Annotated in this window: 15 protein-coding genes; all 15 read left to right on the top strand. The window is 66.0% G+C overall.

The features are described from left to right. The first annotated feature begins 9 nt into the window (after positions 1-9). Positions 10-1,026, top strand: coding sequence for a flagellar motor switch protein FliM (fliM, locus tag LR961_RS10370; RefSeq protein ID WP_232148794.1), 1,017 nt, complete (start codon positions 10-12; stop codon positions 1,024-1,026). Then, entirely contained in the window at positions 1,019-1,375 is a 357-nt protein-coding gene (fliN, locus tag LR961_RS10375; protein ID WP_232148796.1) for a flagellar motor switch protein FliN, read from the top strand. The genes fliM and fliN overlap by 8 nt, the downstream gene beginning before the upstream one ends. Next, positions 1,372-1,779 (top strand): flagellar biosynthetic protein FliO, encoded by a 408-nt coding sequence (fliO, locus tag LR961_RS10380; protein WP_232148797.1) that lies wholly within the window; start codon positions 1,372-1,374, stop codon positions 1,777-1,779. Before fliN ends, fliO begins: the two co-directional genes overlap by 4 nt. A 59-nt stretch (positions 1,780-1,838) precedes the next feature. Then, complete coding sequence (fliP, locus tag LR961_RS10385) at positions 1,839-2,564, top strand: flagellar type III secretion system pore protein FliP (protein WP_232149317.1); 726 nt, start codon at positions 1,839-1,841, stop codon at positions 2,562-2,564. 920 nt (positions 2,565-3,484) lie between these two features. Continuing rightward, positions 3,485-3,754 (top strand): flagellar biosynthetic protein FliQ, encoded by a 270-nt coding sequence (locus tag LR961_RS10390; protein WP_232148798.1) that lies wholly within the window; start codon positions 3,485-3,487, stop codon positions 3,752-3,754. Positions 3,755-3,758: 4 nt separating this feature from the next. Continuing rightward, positions 3,759-4,550, top strand: a complete 792-nt coding sequence (fliR, locus tag LR961_RS10395) for a flagellar biosynthetic protein FliR (RefSeq protein ID WP_232148799.1) — start codon at positions 3,759-3,761, stop codon at positions 4,548-4,550. A gap of 168 nt (positions 4,551-4,718) precedes the next feature. Then, the gene (locus tag LR961_RS10400) at positions 4,719-6,839 is read left to right on the top strand and encodes an EAL domain-containing protein (RefSeq protein WP_232148800.1); all 2,121 of its coding nucleotides are present in this window, start codon (positions 4,719-4,721) and stop codon (positions 6,837-6,839) included. 189 nt (positions 6,840-7,028) lie between these two features. Further along, positions 7,029-8,159: a flagellar biosynthesis protein FlhB gene (gene flhB, locus LR961_RS10405; RefSeq protein ID WP_232148801.1), complete on the top strand. Its 1,131-nt coding sequence runs from the start codon at positions 7,029-7,031 to the stop codon at positions 8,157-8,159. Continuing rightward, positions 8,156-10,261: a flagellar biosynthesis protein FlhA gene (flhA, locus tag LR961_RS10410; RefSeq protein WP_232148802.1), complete on the top strand. Its 2,106-nt coding sequence runs from the start codon at positions 8,156-8,158 to the stop codon at positions 10,259-10,261. The genes flhB and flhA overlap by 4 nt, the downstream gene beginning before the upstream one ends. Before the next feature lie 141 nt (positions 10,262-10,402). Continuing rightward, entirely contained in the window at positions 10,403-12,049 is a 1,647-nt protein-coding gene (flhF, locus tag LR961_RS10415) for a flagellar biosynthesis protein FlhF (protein WP_232148803.1), read from the top strand. Further along, positions 12,036-12,920, top strand: a complete 885-nt coding sequence (locus LR961_RS10420; protein ID WP_232148806.1) for a MinD/ParA family protein — start codon at positions 12,036-12,038, stop codon at positions 12,918-12,920. The genes flhF and LR961_RS10420 overlap by 14 nt, the downstream gene beginning before the upstream one ends. Beyond that, complete coding sequence (locus LR961_RS10425; protein ID WP_232148808.1) at positions 12,917-13,663, top strand: RNA polymerase sigma factor FliA; 747 nt, start codon at positions 12,917-12,919, stop codon at positions 13,661-13,663. Before LR961_RS10420 ends, LR961_RS10425 begins: the two co-directional genes overlap by 4 nt. A gap of 13 nt (positions 13,664-13,676) precedes the next feature. Beyond that, entirely contained in the window at positions 13,677-14,069 is a 393-nt protein-coding gene (cheY, locus tag LR961_RS10430) for a chemotaxis response regulator CheY (protein WP_232148810.1), read from the top strand. Then, the gene (locus tag LR961_RS10435) at positions 14,069-14,689 is read left to right on the top strand and encodes a protein phosphatase CheZ (RefSeq protein WP_232148812.1); all 621 of its coding nucleotides are present in this window, start codon (positions 14,069-14,071) and stop codon (positions 14,687-14,689) included. Before cheY ends, LR961_RS10435 begins: the two co-directional genes overlap by 1 nt. Positions 14,690-14,693: 4 nt before the next feature. Then, on the top strand, positions 14,694-16,547 hold the full coding sequence (locus LR961_RS10440; protein WP_232148814.1) for a chemotaxis protein CheA: 1,854 nt from the start codon (positions 14,694-14,696) through the stop codon (positions 16,545-16,547). The last annotated feature ends 74 nt before the right edge of the window (positions 16,548-16,621 follow it).

Consider the following 16,621-nt stretch of genomic DNA (forward strand, 5'->3'; position numbering starts at 1 on the left):
GGGCCTGCGATGAGCATCAATGACCTGCTGTCACAGGATGAGATCGATGCCCTGCTGCATGGCGTCGATTCGGGCAGCGTCAACACTGCCGAGCCTGCCCCGGCACCCGGCGAAGCGCGCTCCTATGACTTCGCCAGCCAGGACCGCATCATCCGTGGGCGCATGCCCACGCTGGAAATGGTCAACGAGCGGTTCGCGCGTTTGTGGCGCATCGGCCTGTTCAACCTGATCCGGCGCTCGGCCGAGCTGTCGGTGCGTGGCATCGAGCTGATCAAGTTCGGCGATTACCTGCACTCGCTGTACGTGCCGACCAACCTCAACCTGATCCGCTTCAAGCCGCTGCGCGGCACCGGGTTGATCGTGTTCGAGCCGACGCTGGTATTCGCCATCGTCGACAACTTCTTCGGCGGCGACGGGCGTTACCCCACCCGCATTGAAGGCCGCGAGTTCACCGCCACCGAAATGCGTGTGATCCAGTTGATGCTCAAGCAGACCTTCGCCGACCTGCGCGAGGCGTGGGGCCCGGTGATGAACGTCGATTTCGACTACATCAACTCCGAGATCAACCCGCATTTCGCCAACATCGTCAGCCCGCGCGAGTACGTGGTGGTCAGCCGCTTCCACGTCGAACTGGACGGCGGCGGCGGCGACATCCACATCACCCTGCCGTACTCGATGCTCGAACCGATCCGCGAGCTGCTCGACGCCGGCATCCAGAGCGACCGCAACGACCGCGACGAAAGCTGGGCCATCATGCTGCGCGAACAGCTCAACAGCGCCGAAGTGGAACTGTCCAGCGTGCTGGCCAAGCGCCGCATGAGCCTGCGCGAACTCACCCGGCTCAAGATCGGCGACATCCTGCCCATCGACATGCCCAAGGAAGTGCCTTTGTGCGTGGAGGGCATCCCGGTGTTCACCGGCGAGTTCGGCGTGGCCAACGAGCGCAACGCCATCAAGATCACCGCCACCCAGCCTCCGGGCAAGCGCGTCCACGTTCCCGTAATCCAGGAATCTTCCGATGAATGACACCGAAGCCCCCGAGCTCGCCACCCCAGCCGCCTCCGCCACGCCGGCCCAGTTCAGCAATCTGCAAGCCGATGCCGCCAGCGGCACCGACCTTGACCTGGACGTGATCCTGGATGTGCCGGTGACGCTGTCACTGGAAGTCGGCCGCGCACGTCTGCCGATCCGCAACCTGCTGCAGCTCAACCAGGGCTCGGTGGTGGAGCTGGAACGTGGCGCTGGCGAGTCGCTGGACGTGTTCGTCAACGGCACGCTGATCGCCCATGGCGAAGTGGTGGTCATCAACGACCGCTTCGGCGTGCGCCTGACCGACGTGGTCAGCCCCAGCGAGCGCATCCGGAGACTGCGTTGATCGCACTGCTCGCCCTGGCCGCTCCGTCGGCAAAAGCCGCCACGCCAGTGGGTCAACACGCCGCCAGCATGCCCAGCATGTTCGGTGCGATGTTCACCCTGCTGCTGGTGCTGGGCCTGATCATCGGCCTGGGCTGGCTGCTCAAGCGCCTGCCCGGCGGCGCATTCCGCCCGGTTGAGGGCGTGAAGGTGGTGGCGAGCATCAACGTGGGCGCCAAGGAGCGCGTGGTGGTGGTGGACGTCAACGGCCAGCAGTTGCTGCTGGGAGTGACAGCCGGCGGCATCAGCACGCTGCATGCGCTGCCCGAGCCGCTGCCGCAGACACCCGCGCCGACATTGCCCGACTTCAAGCAACTTCCCAATTTCGCCCAGCTGCTGTCGCAGAAGCTGCGCAAGGGTTCCTGATCATGTGTGGTCCTCGCTTCAACCTGCGCCATTTCTGGGCACTGTTCGCGCTGCTGGTGATGCTGGCGCTGCCGCTGTCCGCATTTGCTGCCACCGGTGCGCCGCAGCTGCCGGCCCTGCCGGACGTGAATGTCGGCAAGATCGGCAGCCAGCCGGTGAGCCTGCCTTTGCAGACGCTGCTGCTGATGACGGCCATCACCCTGCTGCCGTCGATGCTGCTGGTGTTGACCGCCTTCACCCGGATCATCATCGTGCTGGGCCTGCTGCGCCAGGCGCTGGGGACGGGGCAGACGCCTTCCAACCAGATCCTGCTCGGCCTGGCACTGTTCCTGACCGCCATGATCATGATGCCGGTGTGGGACAAGTCATGGTCCACCGGCATGGCGCCGTACCTGGACGGCCAGATTGATTTCCAGACCGCCTGGAAGTTGACCACTGAACCCTTGCGCGCCTTCATGTTGGCGCAGGTGCGTGAAACCGACCTGATGACCTTCGCCGGCCTGGCCGGTCACGGCGCCTACGCCAGCCCGGATGCGATCCCTTTTCCGGTATTGGTGGCTTCGTTCGTGACCAGCGAGTTGAAGACGGCGTTCGAGATTGGCTTCTTGATCTTCATTCCGTTCGTGATCATCGACCTGGTGGTATCCAGCGTGCTGATGTCGATGGGCATGATGATGCTGTCACCGATGCTGGTGTCGGCGCCGTTCAAGATCCTGCTGTTCGTATTGGTGGACGGCTGGGTGTTGGTGGTCGGAACCCTGGCGGCGAGCTTCAACGCGGTGTGAGCCACCGCCCAAGGATTCCTTGCACGAAGCCGCGATCAACTCGCGGCTTTGTTGCTTTTGGCCCCTCCACGCCATCGGCCACTGCCTTGGGTTTGGCCTTGGCCTTGGCCTTGGCTTTGGCCGTTGCCGTGGACTTTGACTTTGACTTACCGGGTTCCCTTCCGTAGCGACGGAGCTGACGGACAAGACCCCGCAGGGGCGACGTGCATGGATGCACGTCGTTTTTCGACGGGACAGGGACGTCCCGTCGAAAAATCCCGGCAGCGGAGTGGACCTGAAGCGCGCAGCGCGGAAGGCGCGCAGGCAGGGTGTGCTTTCTTTGGGCCACGTTTCTTTGCACAAGCAAAGAAAGGTGCGCTCGCGCCCCTTTAGGGGGGCGAAAGCCTTTGCCTTCAGCTTTAGCCGTGCGGCTCAAGGTTCAAAAGCCGAGGCCGAGGCAGGATCAAGGGCTTTCACTCCCCCACGGGGAGCGAGTTACTTTTCTTTGCTCGTGCAAAGAAAAGCTAACCAAAAAGAAGAGCTTTTCAACAGCCGAAGGCTGGTCAAGCACGCCCTGCCTCCGCGCCCACGATGCTGCGCATCGCGGGTCCACTCCGCCGGCAGGATTTTTCGACGAGACTTCCCTGTCTCGTCGAAAAACGCCGCACATCCTTGTGCGGCGCCCCGTTCGGGGTCTTATCTGCCAGCTCCGTCGCTACGGAAGGGAACCCGGTAAGTCAAAGTCCACGGCAACAGCAACAGCAACGGCCCAATGCCAATGCAAGAAGCTCCCCCTCCCCAACCCTCCCCCGCGCTCCGCGCAAGGGAGGGGGCCAAGCCGCGGCCTCTTCTCTTCACCTTTCGCCTTTACCCACGGAGAACAGCAGAGAAAAGCCAACATCCCGGCGCCCGAATGGCACCAAGCTTGCATCCACCCCGGCATGAGTCCCGAACTAGCCCTGACTGAACTGCGTGGCGGCCTCGTCGCCACCCTCTGGGTCGCCGGCCCGCTGCTGCTTACCGTGCTGGTTGTCGGCGTGGTGGTCGGCGTGATCCAGGCTGCCACCCAGCTCAACGAACCCACCATCGCCTTCGTCGCCAAAGCTGCCGCCCTCACCGCCGCGCTGTTCGCACTGGGCAGCCTGCTGCTCGGCCACCTGGTCGAATTCACCACCCTGCTGTTCCAGCGCATTCCCCACCTGATCGGATAGCGCCATGGACTCGGCTACCCAGATGGCGATCGACGGCCAACAGGCCTTCGCCATCATCGGCAATACCCTGTGGGTGATGCTGCGCATCGGCGCGATGCTGATGGCCATGCCGATGATCGGCACCCGCGCCGTGCCGACCCGGGTGCGGGCGCTATTGGCGGTGGCGCTATCGGTCGCCCTGGCGCCAGTGCTCCCTCCGGTGCCGCTGTTCCACGGGCTGGATTCGGTCACGGTGCTGAACATCCTGCGTGAACTCGCCGTCGGCGTGAGCATCGGCTTCCTGCTGCGGCTGATCTTCGAGGCCGGCGCGCTGGCCGGTGAAATGGTCGCCCAGAGCACCGGCCTGGCCTTCGCGCAGATGAGCGACCCGCTGCGCGGCGGCAGCTCCGGCGTTATCGGCCAATGGTTCTATCTGCTGTTCGGCCTGCTGTTCTTCACCAGCAACGGCCATCTGGCGCTGATCTCATTGCTGGTGGACAGCTACCAGGCCCTGCCCATCGGCGCCGCCCTGCCCGATCCGCAAGCCATGGTGTCGATCGCACCGACCCTGGCCCTGCAGATCTTCCGCGGCGCCCTGACCCTGGCGCTGCCGCTGGTGGTGGCGATGCTGGCCATCAACCTGGCGTTCGGCGTGCTGGCCCGCGCCGCGCCAGCGCTGAATCCAATTCAACTTGGCCTGCCAGTGGCACTGCTGGTCGGGCTGTTCCTGCTGATGCTGTTGTCCGGCGAAATGAGCACTCCGGTGCAACGCCTGTTCAACACGACGTTCGATGCGGCGCGACAGGTGACAATGTGATGCATTTCTCACCTTTAACATCCTGTTTCCCTATTGAACAGACAATCTATTGCTGCCTTTGGGGTGCCTGAGAGTAGTCTGGCTGGCAGGGCCGTAAGGGATTGAAGGGCCATGCGCGATGCGGCTGCATGGCGTTTGCGGTACGGACACTAAAGGGGAGAGGGTTTGATGCTCGTCGGCAGCTACAACCCGTTGTTCGTCGTGTTGTCCATCCTGGTCGCCATCCTGGCCTCGTTCACGGCCCTGGACATGGCATCGCGGGTTTCGGCCTCGCAGCCCAGGCGTACTGCCGCACGCTGGCTGCTGGCTGGCGGTGTTGCCATGGGCGCGGGCATCTGGTCGATGCATTTCGTCGGCATGCTGGCCTTCCGCCTTCCGATTCCGCTGGGTTATGACCTGTGGCTGACCCTGCAATCCCTGCTGGTCGCGGTGGCCGCCTCGCTGTTTGCCCTGTGGCTGGTATCGCGGCCCACCCTGCCGCACCTGCGCCTGGCATTGGGTGCACTGTTGATGGGCCTGGGCATCGCCTGGATGCATTACGTCGGCATGGCCGCACTGCGCATGCAGCCATCCATCGACTACGACCGTTTCTGGTTCGCGCTGTCCATCGTCATTGCCGTGTGTGCCTCGTGGAGCGCGCTGTACATCGCCTTCCGCCTGCGGACCGTTGAACATGCGCAGGCACCACGCCTGATCGCGGCGGTGGTGATGGGGCTGGCCATCGTCGGCATGCATTACACCGGCATGGCTGCCGCACGTTTCCCCGCCGACGCGGTGTGCGCCGCGGCAACCAGTGGTGGCGTCCCCACCGAGTGGCTGGCCGCCTGCGTGGTGCTGTTGACCGTCGGCGTGATGGGCATCGTGCTGACCATCTCGTTGCTGGAGCAGCGCATGCAGGCGCGGCTGCTGCACCTGCGCAATTCGATGCTGGCCGCTTCGTTGGATGACGCCCGCAAGGAGCTGTTCCACGCCAGCCAGCACGACTCGCTGACCCGCCTGCCCAACCGCCAGCTTTCACATGAGCGCATCGAGCAGCTGCTGCTCGATGGCCAGGCGCTTGCGGTGATGTCCATCGACCTGGATGGCTTCCACCACATCAATGGCGCCTTCGGCGCACCAATCGGCGATGCGGTGCTGGTGGATATCGCCGAACGCCTGCGCAGCCTGCTGCCGGCCGATGACCTGGTTGGCCGGCTCGGTGGCGACCAGTTCGTCATCGCCACCCCGGTCAAGGATGCCAAGCAGGTGGAGGCCTACGCCGAGCGCATCATCCTTGCCGTGAACTCGGTACGGGTGAACGGGCGCGACATGCGCATCACCGGCAGCCTGGGCATCGCCCTGAGCCCGGAACATGGCGGCAGCGCCCCGCCGCTGGTCGCCTTGGCCGAAACCGCCATGCGCTACGCCAAGCAGGCCGGGCACAACACGCACACGATGTTCGCTGAGTGGATGAGCGAGAACGTCGAGCAGGACCGGCAATTGCTCGAAGACCTGCGCAAGGCGATTGGGACGCCGCAGTTGTCGCTTCACTACCAACCTCGCGTAGATGCCCAGACCGGACGAATCAGCGGTGCCGAGGCGCAGCTGCGCTGGCGCCATCCCGAGCACGGCTATGTTCCAAGCGAACGGATCATCCGTCTGGCCGAGCAGAACGGCCTGATGCAGCAGCTGGGCGACTGGGCACTGAATGAAGCTTGTCGCCAGCTGCGCAGCTGGCAGGATGCCGGCAACCAGGAATGGCGGGTTTCGGTGATGCTGTCCGAGCGTCAGCTCGGCTCGCAGCAACTGCTCGACGAGGTGCGCGCGGCATTGCAACGCCACGAACTGGCACCGTCGCAACTGATTCTTGAAATCAGCGAGAACGCGGTGATGCGCGATACCGACAACGCCATCAGCGTGCTGCGCAACGTGGCCGCGCTGGGCGTGGGTATTTCGATCAACGATTTCGGAACCGGCTCTGCCAGCCTGTTGCACCTCAAGCGCCTGCCCACCACGGAAATCAAGATCAGCCGCGCCTTCGTGCTGGCGCTGGAAGACAGCGACGAGGATGTGGTGATCGTTTCGGCCATGATCGCGCTTGGCCACGCGCTGAGCCTGTCGGTGGTTGCCTCCGGTGTCGAAACAGCCGGCCAACGCGCTTATGTCGAACGGCTGGGCTGCGACCACCTGCAGGGCAACCTGCTGGGCCGTCCGGTCAGTGCCGAAAGCTTCATGCGCCTGCATGGCGGCGATGCCCGCCAGGCGGCATTGGAAGCGCGCCTGGCTTCCTTCCAGAGCAACGCCGAGTAAGCGCTTCTTTTGCGCGGGCGCCTCCAGGCGCGAGGCTGACCGTGTGACAAACCAGGGCTGGTCTGCAACTGCAGGCCCCCTGGCTCCGGTGGTGATGCGAGCTTCGCGCCTGAAGGCGCTCCTACGGCGGCTGTTCGCCTGGAACGCTTCTTGCACCAGCGTGGATGACTCCTTCATCCACGCCGAGCCATGTCCGAGAACGAACAGGCCGGGGAAAAGACCGAACTCCCCACCGAAAAACGCCTGCGTGATGCCCGCGAGCAAGGCAACCTGCCGCGCTCACGGGAACTTGCGACCGCCGCCGTATTCGCCGCCGCCGTGCTGGCCATGTATGCCATGTCCGCCAGCATGGGCGCCGGTGCACTGGCCTGGATGAAGGCCGCGCTCGCCCCCGAGCCGGCCATGCTGAAGAACCACGACGCCCTGTTCGGCCATGCCGGCTGGCTGCTGCTCAAGCTCATGCTGGCCTTCACCCCGCTGCTGCTGGTGTGCCTTGCGGCCGGCTTCATTGCCCCGGTGGTGATGGGCGGCCTGCGTTTTTCCAACAAGGCGCTGATGCCGGACTTCAAGCGGCTCAGTCCAATGAGCGGCCTCAAGCGCCTGTATGGCGCTGAAGCCGTCGCCGAACTGGTCAAGTCGCTGCTGCGCGTGGCGTTTGTAGGCGTCGCCGCCGGCCTGTGCATCTGGCACAGCATGGATGCGCTGCGCGGGCTGTTGCATCAGCCGCTGGAAAGCGCCATCAGCCACGGCCTGGGTTTCACCTTGAAGCTGCTGCTGGCCACTGCCGGGGCGATGACGCTGCTGGCCGCCATCGATGCCCCGTACCAGCGCTGGAACTGGATGCGCAAGCTGAAGATGACCCGCGAGGAACTGCGCCGCGAGTTGAAGGAGAGCGAAGGCAGCCCGGAGGTCAAGGGCCGCATCCGGCAGATGCAGATGCAGTTGTCGCAGCGACGGATGATGGAAGCGGTGCCCAGCGCCGACGTGGTGGTGGTCAACCCCACCCACTACGCCGTGGCCCTGAAGTACGAAGGTGGGCGGATGAACGCCCCCACCGTGGTGGCCCGTGGTGTGGATGAGGTGGCCCTGCGGATCCGCCAGGTAGCCGACGGCAACAAGGTCGCCATCATCTCCGCGCCGCCTTTGGCACGGGCCTTGTATCGGGAAAGCCAACTTGGCAAGGAAATTCCCGTGAGATTGTATTCGGCCGTCGCCCAGGTCCTGTCCTACGTCTATCAGCTGCGCCAGTGGCGGACCGGCCCGATGCCGGCACAACCGGCCTTTGATGTTGACGAATTCGCCAAGGGGGCCAAGCCATGAGTACACAGGCCACGGCGTTCTCGGCACGGCGCGTGCTGGACATGCTGCGCCAGGGGCTTGGCGCGCCATTGATCGTGCTGGCACTGCTGGCGATGGTGGTGGTGCCACTGGCCGCACCGGTGCTCGATGCGCTGTTCACCTTCAACATCGCCATCTCGCTGATGGTGCTGCTGGCCGTGGTGTACGTGAAGCGCCCGCTGGACTTCGCCATCTTCCCGATCGTGCTGCTGATCACCACGATGCTGCGGCTGGCGCTGAACGTGGCCTCCACCCGCGTGATCCTGCTCAACGGCCAGGATGGCCACGAAGCGGCCGGCAAGGTGATTGCCGCTTTCGGCGAGTTCGTGATCGGCGGCAACTACGCGGTGGGCATCGTGGTGTTCGCGATCCTGACCATCATCAATTTCGTGGTCATCACCAAGGGCGCCGGCCGCGTGTCGGAAGTGACCGCGCGCTTCATCCTCGATGCCATGCCCGGCAAGCAGATGGCCATCGACGCCGACCTCAACGCCGGTTTGCTGACGCGTGAGGAAGCCAAGGCCCGGCGCGAGGAGGTCCGCGAGGAAGCCGACTTCTACGGCGCGATGGACGGTGCCAGCAAGTTCATCCGCGGCGACGCCATCGCCGGCATCCTGATTCTTTTCATCAACATGCTCGGCGGCCTGGCCGTGGGCGTGCTGCAACACGACATGGCATTCGGCGACGCTGCTGCCACGTACACCTTGTTGTCCATCGGTGACGGCCTGGTGGCGCAGCTGCCGGCGCTGCTGGTCTCCAGCGCAGTGGCGATGCTGGTCACCCGCGCCTCGCGTTCGCAGGACATGGCGCAGGCAATGACCGGCCAGGTGTTCGGCCAGTACCGCGCACTGGCCATCACCGCAGGCATTCTCGGCCTGGTCGGCCTGGTGCCGGGCATGCCCAACGTCGCTTTCCTGACGCTGGCCGTGATCCTGGGCTTTGTGGCCTGGAAACTCTGGAAACGGGAAGTCATTGCCGCCGCCCAGCCCAAGACCGACCCGGCCGCTGGCGACAACGGCATGGCCGGTCTGGCCGGGCCGCAGCCCTCGCCCACCGCCGAGCTGAGCTGGGACGAGCTGCGTCCGGTCGATCCGCTGGGCCTGGAAGTTGGCTACCGGTTGATCCCGCTGGTCGACAAGACCCAGGGCGGCGAACTGATGGCGCGCATCAAGGGCGTGCGCCGCAAGCTGACCCAGGACCTCGGCTTCCTGATCCCGCCGGTGCATATCCGCGACAACCTGGAACTGCCGGCCAGCGCCTACCGCCTGCTGATCCACGGCGTGCCGGTGGCCACCGCCGACATCCATCCCGACCGCGAACTGGCGCTGGACCCTGGCAGCGCCATGGGCAAGCTGGACGGCATTGCCGGCAAGGACCCGGCGTTCGGGCTGGATGCGACCTGGATCCATCCGCACCAACGGGCGCACGCCGAATCGCTCGGCTACACCGTGGTTGATCCGGCCACCGTGGTCGCCACGCATCTGTCGCACCTGATCCGCGAGCACGCTCCGGAGCTGCTCGGCCACGAGGAAGTGCAGCAGCTGCTTGCGACCCTGGCCAAGAGTGCGCCCAAGCTGGCCGAGGACCTTTCGCCCAAGGCACTGCCGCTGTCGACCGTGGCACGGGTGCTGCAGAACCTGCTGGTCGAGCGCATCCCGATCCGCCAGCTGCGCAAGATCGCCGAATCGCTGGTGGAGACCGCCGCGATCACCCAGGACCCGGCCGCGCTCACCGCTGCCGTGCGCAACGCGCTGGGCCGTTTCATCGTGCAGGAGATCGCCGGGATGTCGCCGGAGCTGCCGGTGTTCACCCTCAACCCGCAACTGGAACGGGTCTTGCAGGAGTCCACGCAAGGCAATGGTGCCGCCCTCGAACCGGGTCTTGCAGAACGCCTCCATCAAAGCCTTGCCGATTGCGTCGGCAAGCAGGAGGCCCGCAACGAACCGGCCGTGGTGCTGGTACCAGCGCCGGTCCGCGCCGCGCTGGCGCGCCTGGTCCGCCACAGCGTTCCCTCGCTGTCGGTCCTGGCCTACAGCGAAGTGCCGGAGGACAAGCGTCTGAAGCTGGTCGGCACGATCAGCTGAGCACGCCCAAACCCGACACGGCGCCGGAAAACAGTCACCTGATCCGACACCGCATCAACCATGTACGCAGGAGCCCGCAACGCCATGCATGACATCGCCAACGCCACTCCTACGTCGCAGCCCCATTCCCGGTACCAGCACATGAAGATCAAACGTTTCCTCGCCGCCGACATGCGCACGGCCATGAACCTGGTCCGCAAGGAGCACGGCCCCGACGCGGTGATCCTGTCCAACCGCCGCATCGAGGAAGGCGTGGAAATCGTCGCCGCCGCCCATTACGACGAGACCGCTGTCCAGCAGGCACTGGAAGCCAGCCGCCCGGCCCCGCCGGCACCGGCCCGCCCACGCAGCGCCGCCGAAGCGATCATGGCCGCGGTCACCCGCCGCAAGGCGCCGGAAGCCGAGCCGGTGGTCGCCACCACCTCGGCTGTGGCCGCATTGGCACGTTCGGCGGTAGGCGCCACCGGCCGCTCGATCGACAGCAGCATTGAACTGGCGCCAGGCAGCCGCTTTGCCTCCCTGCTGAAGCAGCCCTCGGAACAGCCGCAGATTTCATTGCAGCGCTTTGCGACCCTGCCGGCCAGCGCCGACGAACCGCCGGTGGTGCCGGCATTCCGTCCCGCCGGCAGTGCCGCCCCGTCGCCGTCACCGGAAGCGGTCACCGAAGCACCGGCACCGATGGAACGCGCCCGTTTCCTGATCGACCCGCCGCAGGACGATGTGGTCACCCTCAGCGCTCCGCAGGCCGCGCCGCGTATCGAAGCCGAACCCGCCAACGCCGCCCCCGAAGTCGCCCCGACGCCTGTTACGGCAACGACCGTCGCAGCCGCCGCACCGGCACCGGCACCGGCACCGGCACCGAACATCATCGCTGCCCGTGACGACCGTCAGCTGAGCGAGCTGCGCCAGGAAGTGGCCGGCATGCGCCAGCTGATCGAGCGCGAGATGAACCGCTTCACCGACGAGCGCCTGCGCGGCAGCGCGGTGCGCGCCAACGCCCTGGACCTGATGGACGAGTACGGCTTCGACGCCGGCCTGGCACGCGATGTCGCCGTGCAGATTCCCACCGATACCGACCCGAGCCGTGCGCGCGGGCTGATGCTGGGGCTGATTTCCAAGAAGCTGCCGATCGCTCCGGTCGATCCGATCCAGACCGGCGGCGTGATCGCCCTGGTCGGCCCCACCGGCGCCGGCAAGACCACCACCATCGCCAAACTGGCCTCGCGCTTTGCCGAAGCCCACGCGGCCCGCGACGTGGCCCTGGTCACCACCGACACCCAGCGCATCGGTGCCCGCGAGCAGTTGTATGGCTTCGGTCGCCAGCTCGGCATCGCCGTGCACGAGGCCAACAGCAGCACCAACCTCAATCAGCTGCTGGAACGCCTGGCCGACTACAAGCTGGTGCTGATCGACACCGCCGGCCTGGGCCAGCGCGACCGCGCCCTCACCGCCCAGCTGCAGTGGCTGCGTGCCGCCGGCCAGATCCGCACGCTGCTGGTGCTGCCGGCCAACACCTCCTTCCAGGACATGGATGAGGTGGTGCGCCGCTTCAGCGCCGCCAACCCGCAGGGCCTGGTGCTGACCAAGCTCGACGAGACCGGCCGCTTCGGCTCGGCACTGTCGGTGGCGGTGGACCACCGACTGCCGATCACCTGGGTGACCGACGGCCAGGACGTGCCGGAAGACCTGCACCGGGCTTCGGCGGCCAATCTCGTACTTCGCCTTGAAGATTTGCGGCGCGCGGCCGATATGCCCTGCAATCCGGAGTTGAACAATGCAGTCGCGTGAGTACGCCAAGCTGACCCACACCTTCCCGCTATCGGCCACCCGGCGCGATCCGGCGGGCCCGGTGCGTACCATCGCCGTCACCGGCGGCAAGGGCGGCGTGGGCAAGACCAACGTCTCGGCCAACCTGGCCGTGGCACTGGCCGGCATGGGCAAGCGCACCCTGCTGCTGGACGCCGACCTGGGCCTGGCCAACATCGACGTGGTGCTGGGCCTGCATCCCACGCACACCCTGGCCGACCTGGTCGCCGGGCGCTGCACGCTGGACGAAGTGATCATCGAAGGCCCCAACGGCGTGTTGGTGGTGCCTGCCGCGTCCGGGCGCCGGCACATGGCCGAGCTGCAACCGGCCGAACATGTCGGCCTGGTCAACGTGTTCTCCGAACTGGAACGCGACCTGGACGTGATGATCATCGACACCGCCGCCGGCATCACCGACAGCGTGCTGACCTTCTGCCAGGCCGCGCAGGACACCGTTGTGGTGGTCTGCGACGAACCAGCCTCCATCACCGACGCCTACGCGTTGATCAAGGTGCTCTCGCGCGAGCGCGGCGTGGACCGCATCCAGGTGGTGGCCAACATGGCCCGTGACCCCAACGAAGGCCGCGCGCTGTACGAGAAGCTGGTGAGGGTCTGCGAGAAGTTCCTCACCGATGTCTCACTCAATTACCTCGGCTGCGTCCCGCAGGACGACTGGCTGCGCCTGTCGGTGCAGCGCCAGCAGCCGGTGGTGAAGCTGTATCCCTCGGCGCCTGCATCGCTGGCGATCAACGAGATCGCCCGCCGCACCGCCCGCTGGCAGGCGCCCACCGCCCCGCGCGGCGGCGTCGAATTCTTCCTGGAACGCATCCTCCAGCAGAAGGTGAGCGCATGAACGCAGCCGCCCAGTACCGCGAAGTCCAGCGCAGCGCCGCCAACGACTGCCTGGTCCGGCATGCCGATCTGGTACGGCGTATCGCCCACCATCTGGCGGCACGCCTGCCGGCCAGCGTGGAGATCGATGACCTGATCCAGGCCGGCATGATGGGCCTGCTGGAAGCCTCGCGCAGTTACGACGCTGACCAGGGTGCCTCGTTCGAGACCTACGCCTCGATCCGCATCCGCGGTTCGATGATCGATGAGATCCGGCGCGGCGACTGGGTCCCGCGTTCGGTGCACCGTCGCGCCCGCGATGCCGCCGCCACCATCCGCCGCCTGGAACAGGCCAGTGGCCGCGCCGCCAGCGCCAGCGAAGTGGCCGAGGCGATGGACATTCCGCTGCCCGATTACATGCGTCTGGTCGAGGACGCTTCACGCGGCCAGGTGTTGAGCCTGGAGTCGCGCATCGAGGACCAGGGCGAGCTGGACACGCCAACCACCGGCGGCCCGACCCCGCAGCAGGTGCTGGAGCGCAGCCAGTTCGGCAGCGAACTGGGCAAGGCCATCGGCCAGTTGCCCGAACGCGAACAACTGGTGCTCTCGCTCTACTACGAGCAGGAACTGAACCTGAAAGAGATCGGCGCGGTACTCGGTGTCAGCGAGTCACGCGTCTGCCAGATCCACGGCCAGGCCATGCTGCGTCTGCGTGGCCGGTTGAAAATTTTCGAGGCGGCTGATGCCGGCCTTGAGGAACCATGAAGAGGAAAGCCTTTTGAACAAGAACATGCGCATCCTGATCGTCGATGACTTCTCGACCATGCGCCGCATCGTCAAGAACCTGCTCGGCGATCTGGGCTTCTCCAATACCGCCGAAGCCGAGGACGGGCATGCTGCGTTGGCGCTGCTGCAAAGCCAGCCGTTCGATTTCGTCGTCACCGACTGGAACATGCCGGTGATGACCGGCATCGAACTGCTCAAGGCGATCCGCACCGATCCCAAGCTCAAGACCCTGCCGGTGCTGATGGTCACCGCCGAAGCCAAGCGCGAGCAGATCATCGAAGCCGCACAGGCCGGCGTGAACGGCTACATCATCAAGCCGTTCACCGCGCAGACGCTGGAAGAAAAGCTCGGCAAGATTTTTGAACGCCTGGCGGCGAGCGCCTGATGCACGCGCACGCCGAGGCACTGAGCGACAAGTCGGCGCTGATCCAGCGCCTGCAGGACGCATTGGCCGCGCTGGAAAGTGGCGATGAAGCCAGTTGGCGCCGGGAAATCGACGCGTTGGCGGCACTGCGCACCCAGCCGATGATGGCCGGCCTGGGCCGGCTCGCGCGCGAGCTTGGCCAGGCGCTGGGCGAACTGCCCAGCGTGCCCAGCGAAGCTGGCGAACTGGATGACGCCTGCGCGCGCTTGGACCATGTGGTGGCGATGACCGAACAGGCCACCCACCGCACCCTGGACCTGGCCGAGGAATGCCGCGAGCTGACCGAGCGCCTGCGCGCCGAAGGCCTCAACCCGGACCAGGATCAGTTGCTGGACCGCATCCGCCACAACCTCACCGAAGTGGCGTTGACCCAGAGCTACCAGGACCTGACCGGGCAGATCATCCGCCGCGTGGTCGGCATCGTCCGCCGCGTGCATGAAGGCTTCGGCGCATTGGGCCTGCCGCCGCCGGAAGACGAAGCACGCAAGCAAGGCCTGGCCGGCCCGGCCGTCAATGGCCTGGACCGTCACGCCGTTTCCCAGCACGACGCCGACGACCTGCTCTCGGATCTGGGGCTGTAACGCCATGAGCCAGGTTGCCGACGACATCGCCGCCGATTTCATCCTTGAAGCGCAGGAGATCCTCGATCGCCTGGGCGAACAGCTGGTGACGCTGGAACAGGCACCGCAGGACGCCGATCAGCTCAACGCGGTGTTCCGTGGCTTCCACACGCTCAAGGGTGGCGCCGGCTTCCTGGCGATCACGCCGATGGTCGAGCTGTGCCACGCCGCCGAGGAAACCCTCGGCATGGCCCGCGCCGGCAAGGCGCAGCTGCTGGCACATCATTTCGATGCCGCCCAGCAATCGCTGGACTGGTTGCAGGCCATGCTCGATGCAGTCGGCGCCGGTGCCGAGCCCGAACACGCTCCGCCCGCGTTGATCGCACAGTTCGATGTCGGCGCAGCGCCGGTTGCGGCACCAATCAAGGTGGCCCCGGCGGCAAGCGACAGCGCGCTGATCGACGAAGACGAATTCGAAGCACGGCTCGACCAGCTGCACGGCAGCACCGCACCGGGCAGCCAGCCTGCACAGGCAGGCACCGGCAAGGCCGATGATGCGCTGATCAGCGAGGACGAATTCGAGGCCCTGCTCGACCAGTTGCACGGCCAGGCCGCGCCCGGCGCCAGCACCGCGGTTACCGCGCCTGCACCAGTCATTGCCACGCCGGCCCCAGTCCGGCCGGCACCCACAGCGGCGCCCAAACCCGCGGCCGCCAAATCCGGCGAACCCGAACACACCGTCCGCGTGGACACCAAGCGCCTGGACGCGATCGTCAACCTGATCGGCGAACTGGTGCTGTCGCGCAACCGTTTGAAGACCCTGCGCACGCGCCTGAAGGACGAAGAGCTGGACCGCGCCGTCTCTACCCTGGACATCGCCACCGCGCGCCTGCAATCGGCGGTGATGCGTACCCGCATGCAGCCGGTGGGCAAGGTGTTTTCGCGCTTCCCGAAGGTGGCCCGCGACGTGGCCCGCTCCTTGAGCAAGGAAGTGGACCTGGAACTGATCGGCGCCGACACCGAACTGGACCGCAACCTGGTCGAAGCGCTGGCCGATCCTCTGGTTCACCTAGTGCGCAACGCCATCGACCACGGCGTGGAAAAGCCGGAGCTTCGCGAAGCCCAGGGCAAACCACGCATGGGACGGGTGCGCCTGTCCGCGCAGCAGGAAGGCGACTACGTCAGCATCGAGGTGCAGGATGACGGTGCCGGCATCGATCCGGAACGGCTGCGCGCCAAGGCCCGCGAGAAGGGTTTGATCGACCCGGAAGCCGCTGCCCGCCTGAGCAGCGAAGAGTGCCTGCACCTGGTGTTTCTGCCGGGCTTCTCGACCAAACAACAGGTCACCGACATCTCCGGCCGCGGCGTCGGCATGGACGTGGTGCAGTCGCGTATCCGCGAACTCAGCGGGCAGATCCAGATCCAGTCCGAACTGGGCCGTGGCAGCCGCTTCCTGATCCGTGTGCCGCTGACCCTGGCGATCCTGCCGACCCTGCTGGTACAGGCCGGCGAGGACGTCTACGCGCTGCCGCTGGCGCGCGTGATGGAAGTGCTGCATGCACCAGCCACTTCGCTGGGCTGGTTCGACGGCCGTGCGGTCCTCGACCGCAAGACCCACACGCTGGCGCTGGTCGATCTACGCCAGTGGCTGGGGGTCACGCCGATTCCGACGACGCTGTTGACCATCGTCGTGCTGCAGGTTGGCGAAGCACGCTTTGGTCTGGTTGTTGACCAGGTGCGTGGTCGCGAGGAAGTGGTGATCAAACCCTTGCCACGCGCACTGCGCGGCCTGCGCGGCTATGCCGGTGCCACTTTGATCGGTGACGGCCGCATGGCGTTGATTCTGGATGTGGATGGGCTGCGCGGTGGGCCGGATTGAGCGTTGCCTGAGCAACAGAAGGAGCATGACATCTCCCCTCTCCCGCCTGCGGGAGAGGGTGCCCGGAGGGCGGG

The organism is Stenotrophomonas sp. SY1 (genome assembly GCF_021202945.1).
Taxonomy (GTDB): Bacteria; Pseudomonadota; Gammaproteobacteria; order Xanthomonadales; family Xanthomonadaceae; genus Stenotrophomonas.

Excerpts from the sequence above, each read along its gene's own strand:
- fliM (WP_232148794.1), top strand. The coding sequence starts at position 10 with ATGAGCATCAATGACCTGCTGTCACAGGATGAGATCGATGCCCTGCTG.
- fliN (WP_232148796.1), top strand. The coding sequence starts at position 1,019 with ATGAATGACACCGAAGCCCCCGAGCTCGCCACCCCAGCCGCCTCCGCC.
- fliP (WP_232149317.1), top strand. The coding sequence starts at position 1,839 with ATGCTGGCGCTGCCGCTGTCCGCATTTGCTGCCACCGGTGCGCCGCAG.
- LR961_RS10390 (WP_232148798.1), top strand. The coding sequence starts at position 3,485 with ATGAGTCCCGAACTAGCCCTGACTGAACTGCGTGGCGGCCTCGTCGCC.
- fliR (WP_232148799.1), top strand. The coding sequence starts at position 3,759 with ATGGACTCGGCTACCCAGATGGCGATCGACGGCCAACAGGCCTTCGCC.
- LR961_RS10400 (WP_232148800.1), top strand. The coding sequence starts at position 4,719 with ATGCTCGTCGGCAGCTACAACCCGTTGTTCGTCGTGTTGTCCATCCTG.
- flhB (WP_232148801.1), top strand. The coding sequence starts at position 7,029 with ATGTCCGAGAACGAACAGGCCGGGGAAAAGACCGAACTCCCCACCGAA.
- flhA (WP_232148802.1), top strand. The coding sequence starts at position 8,156 with ATGAGTACACAGGCCACGGCGTTCTCGGCACGGCGCGTGCTGGACATG.
- flhF (WP_232148803.1), top strand. The coding sequence starts at position 10,403 with ATGAAGATCAAACGTTTCCTCGCCGCCGACATGCGCACGGCCATGAAC.
- LR961_RS10420 (WP_232148806.1), top strand. The coding sequence starts at position 12,036 with ATGCAGTCGCGTGAGTACGCCAAGCTGACCCACACCTTCCCGCTATCG.
- LR961_RS10425 (WP_232148808.1), top strand. The coding sequence starts at position 12,917 with ATGAACGCAGCCGCCCAGTACCGCGAAGTCCAGCGCAGCGCCGCCAAC.
- LR961_RS10435 (WP_232148812.1), top strand. The coding sequence starts at position 14,069 with ATGCACGCGCACGCCGAGGCACTGAGCGACAAGTCGGCGCTGATCCAG.
- LR961_RS10440 (WP_232148814.1), top strand. The coding sequence starts at position 14,694 with ATGAGCCAGGTTGCCGACGACATCGCCGCCGATTTCATCCTTGAAGCG.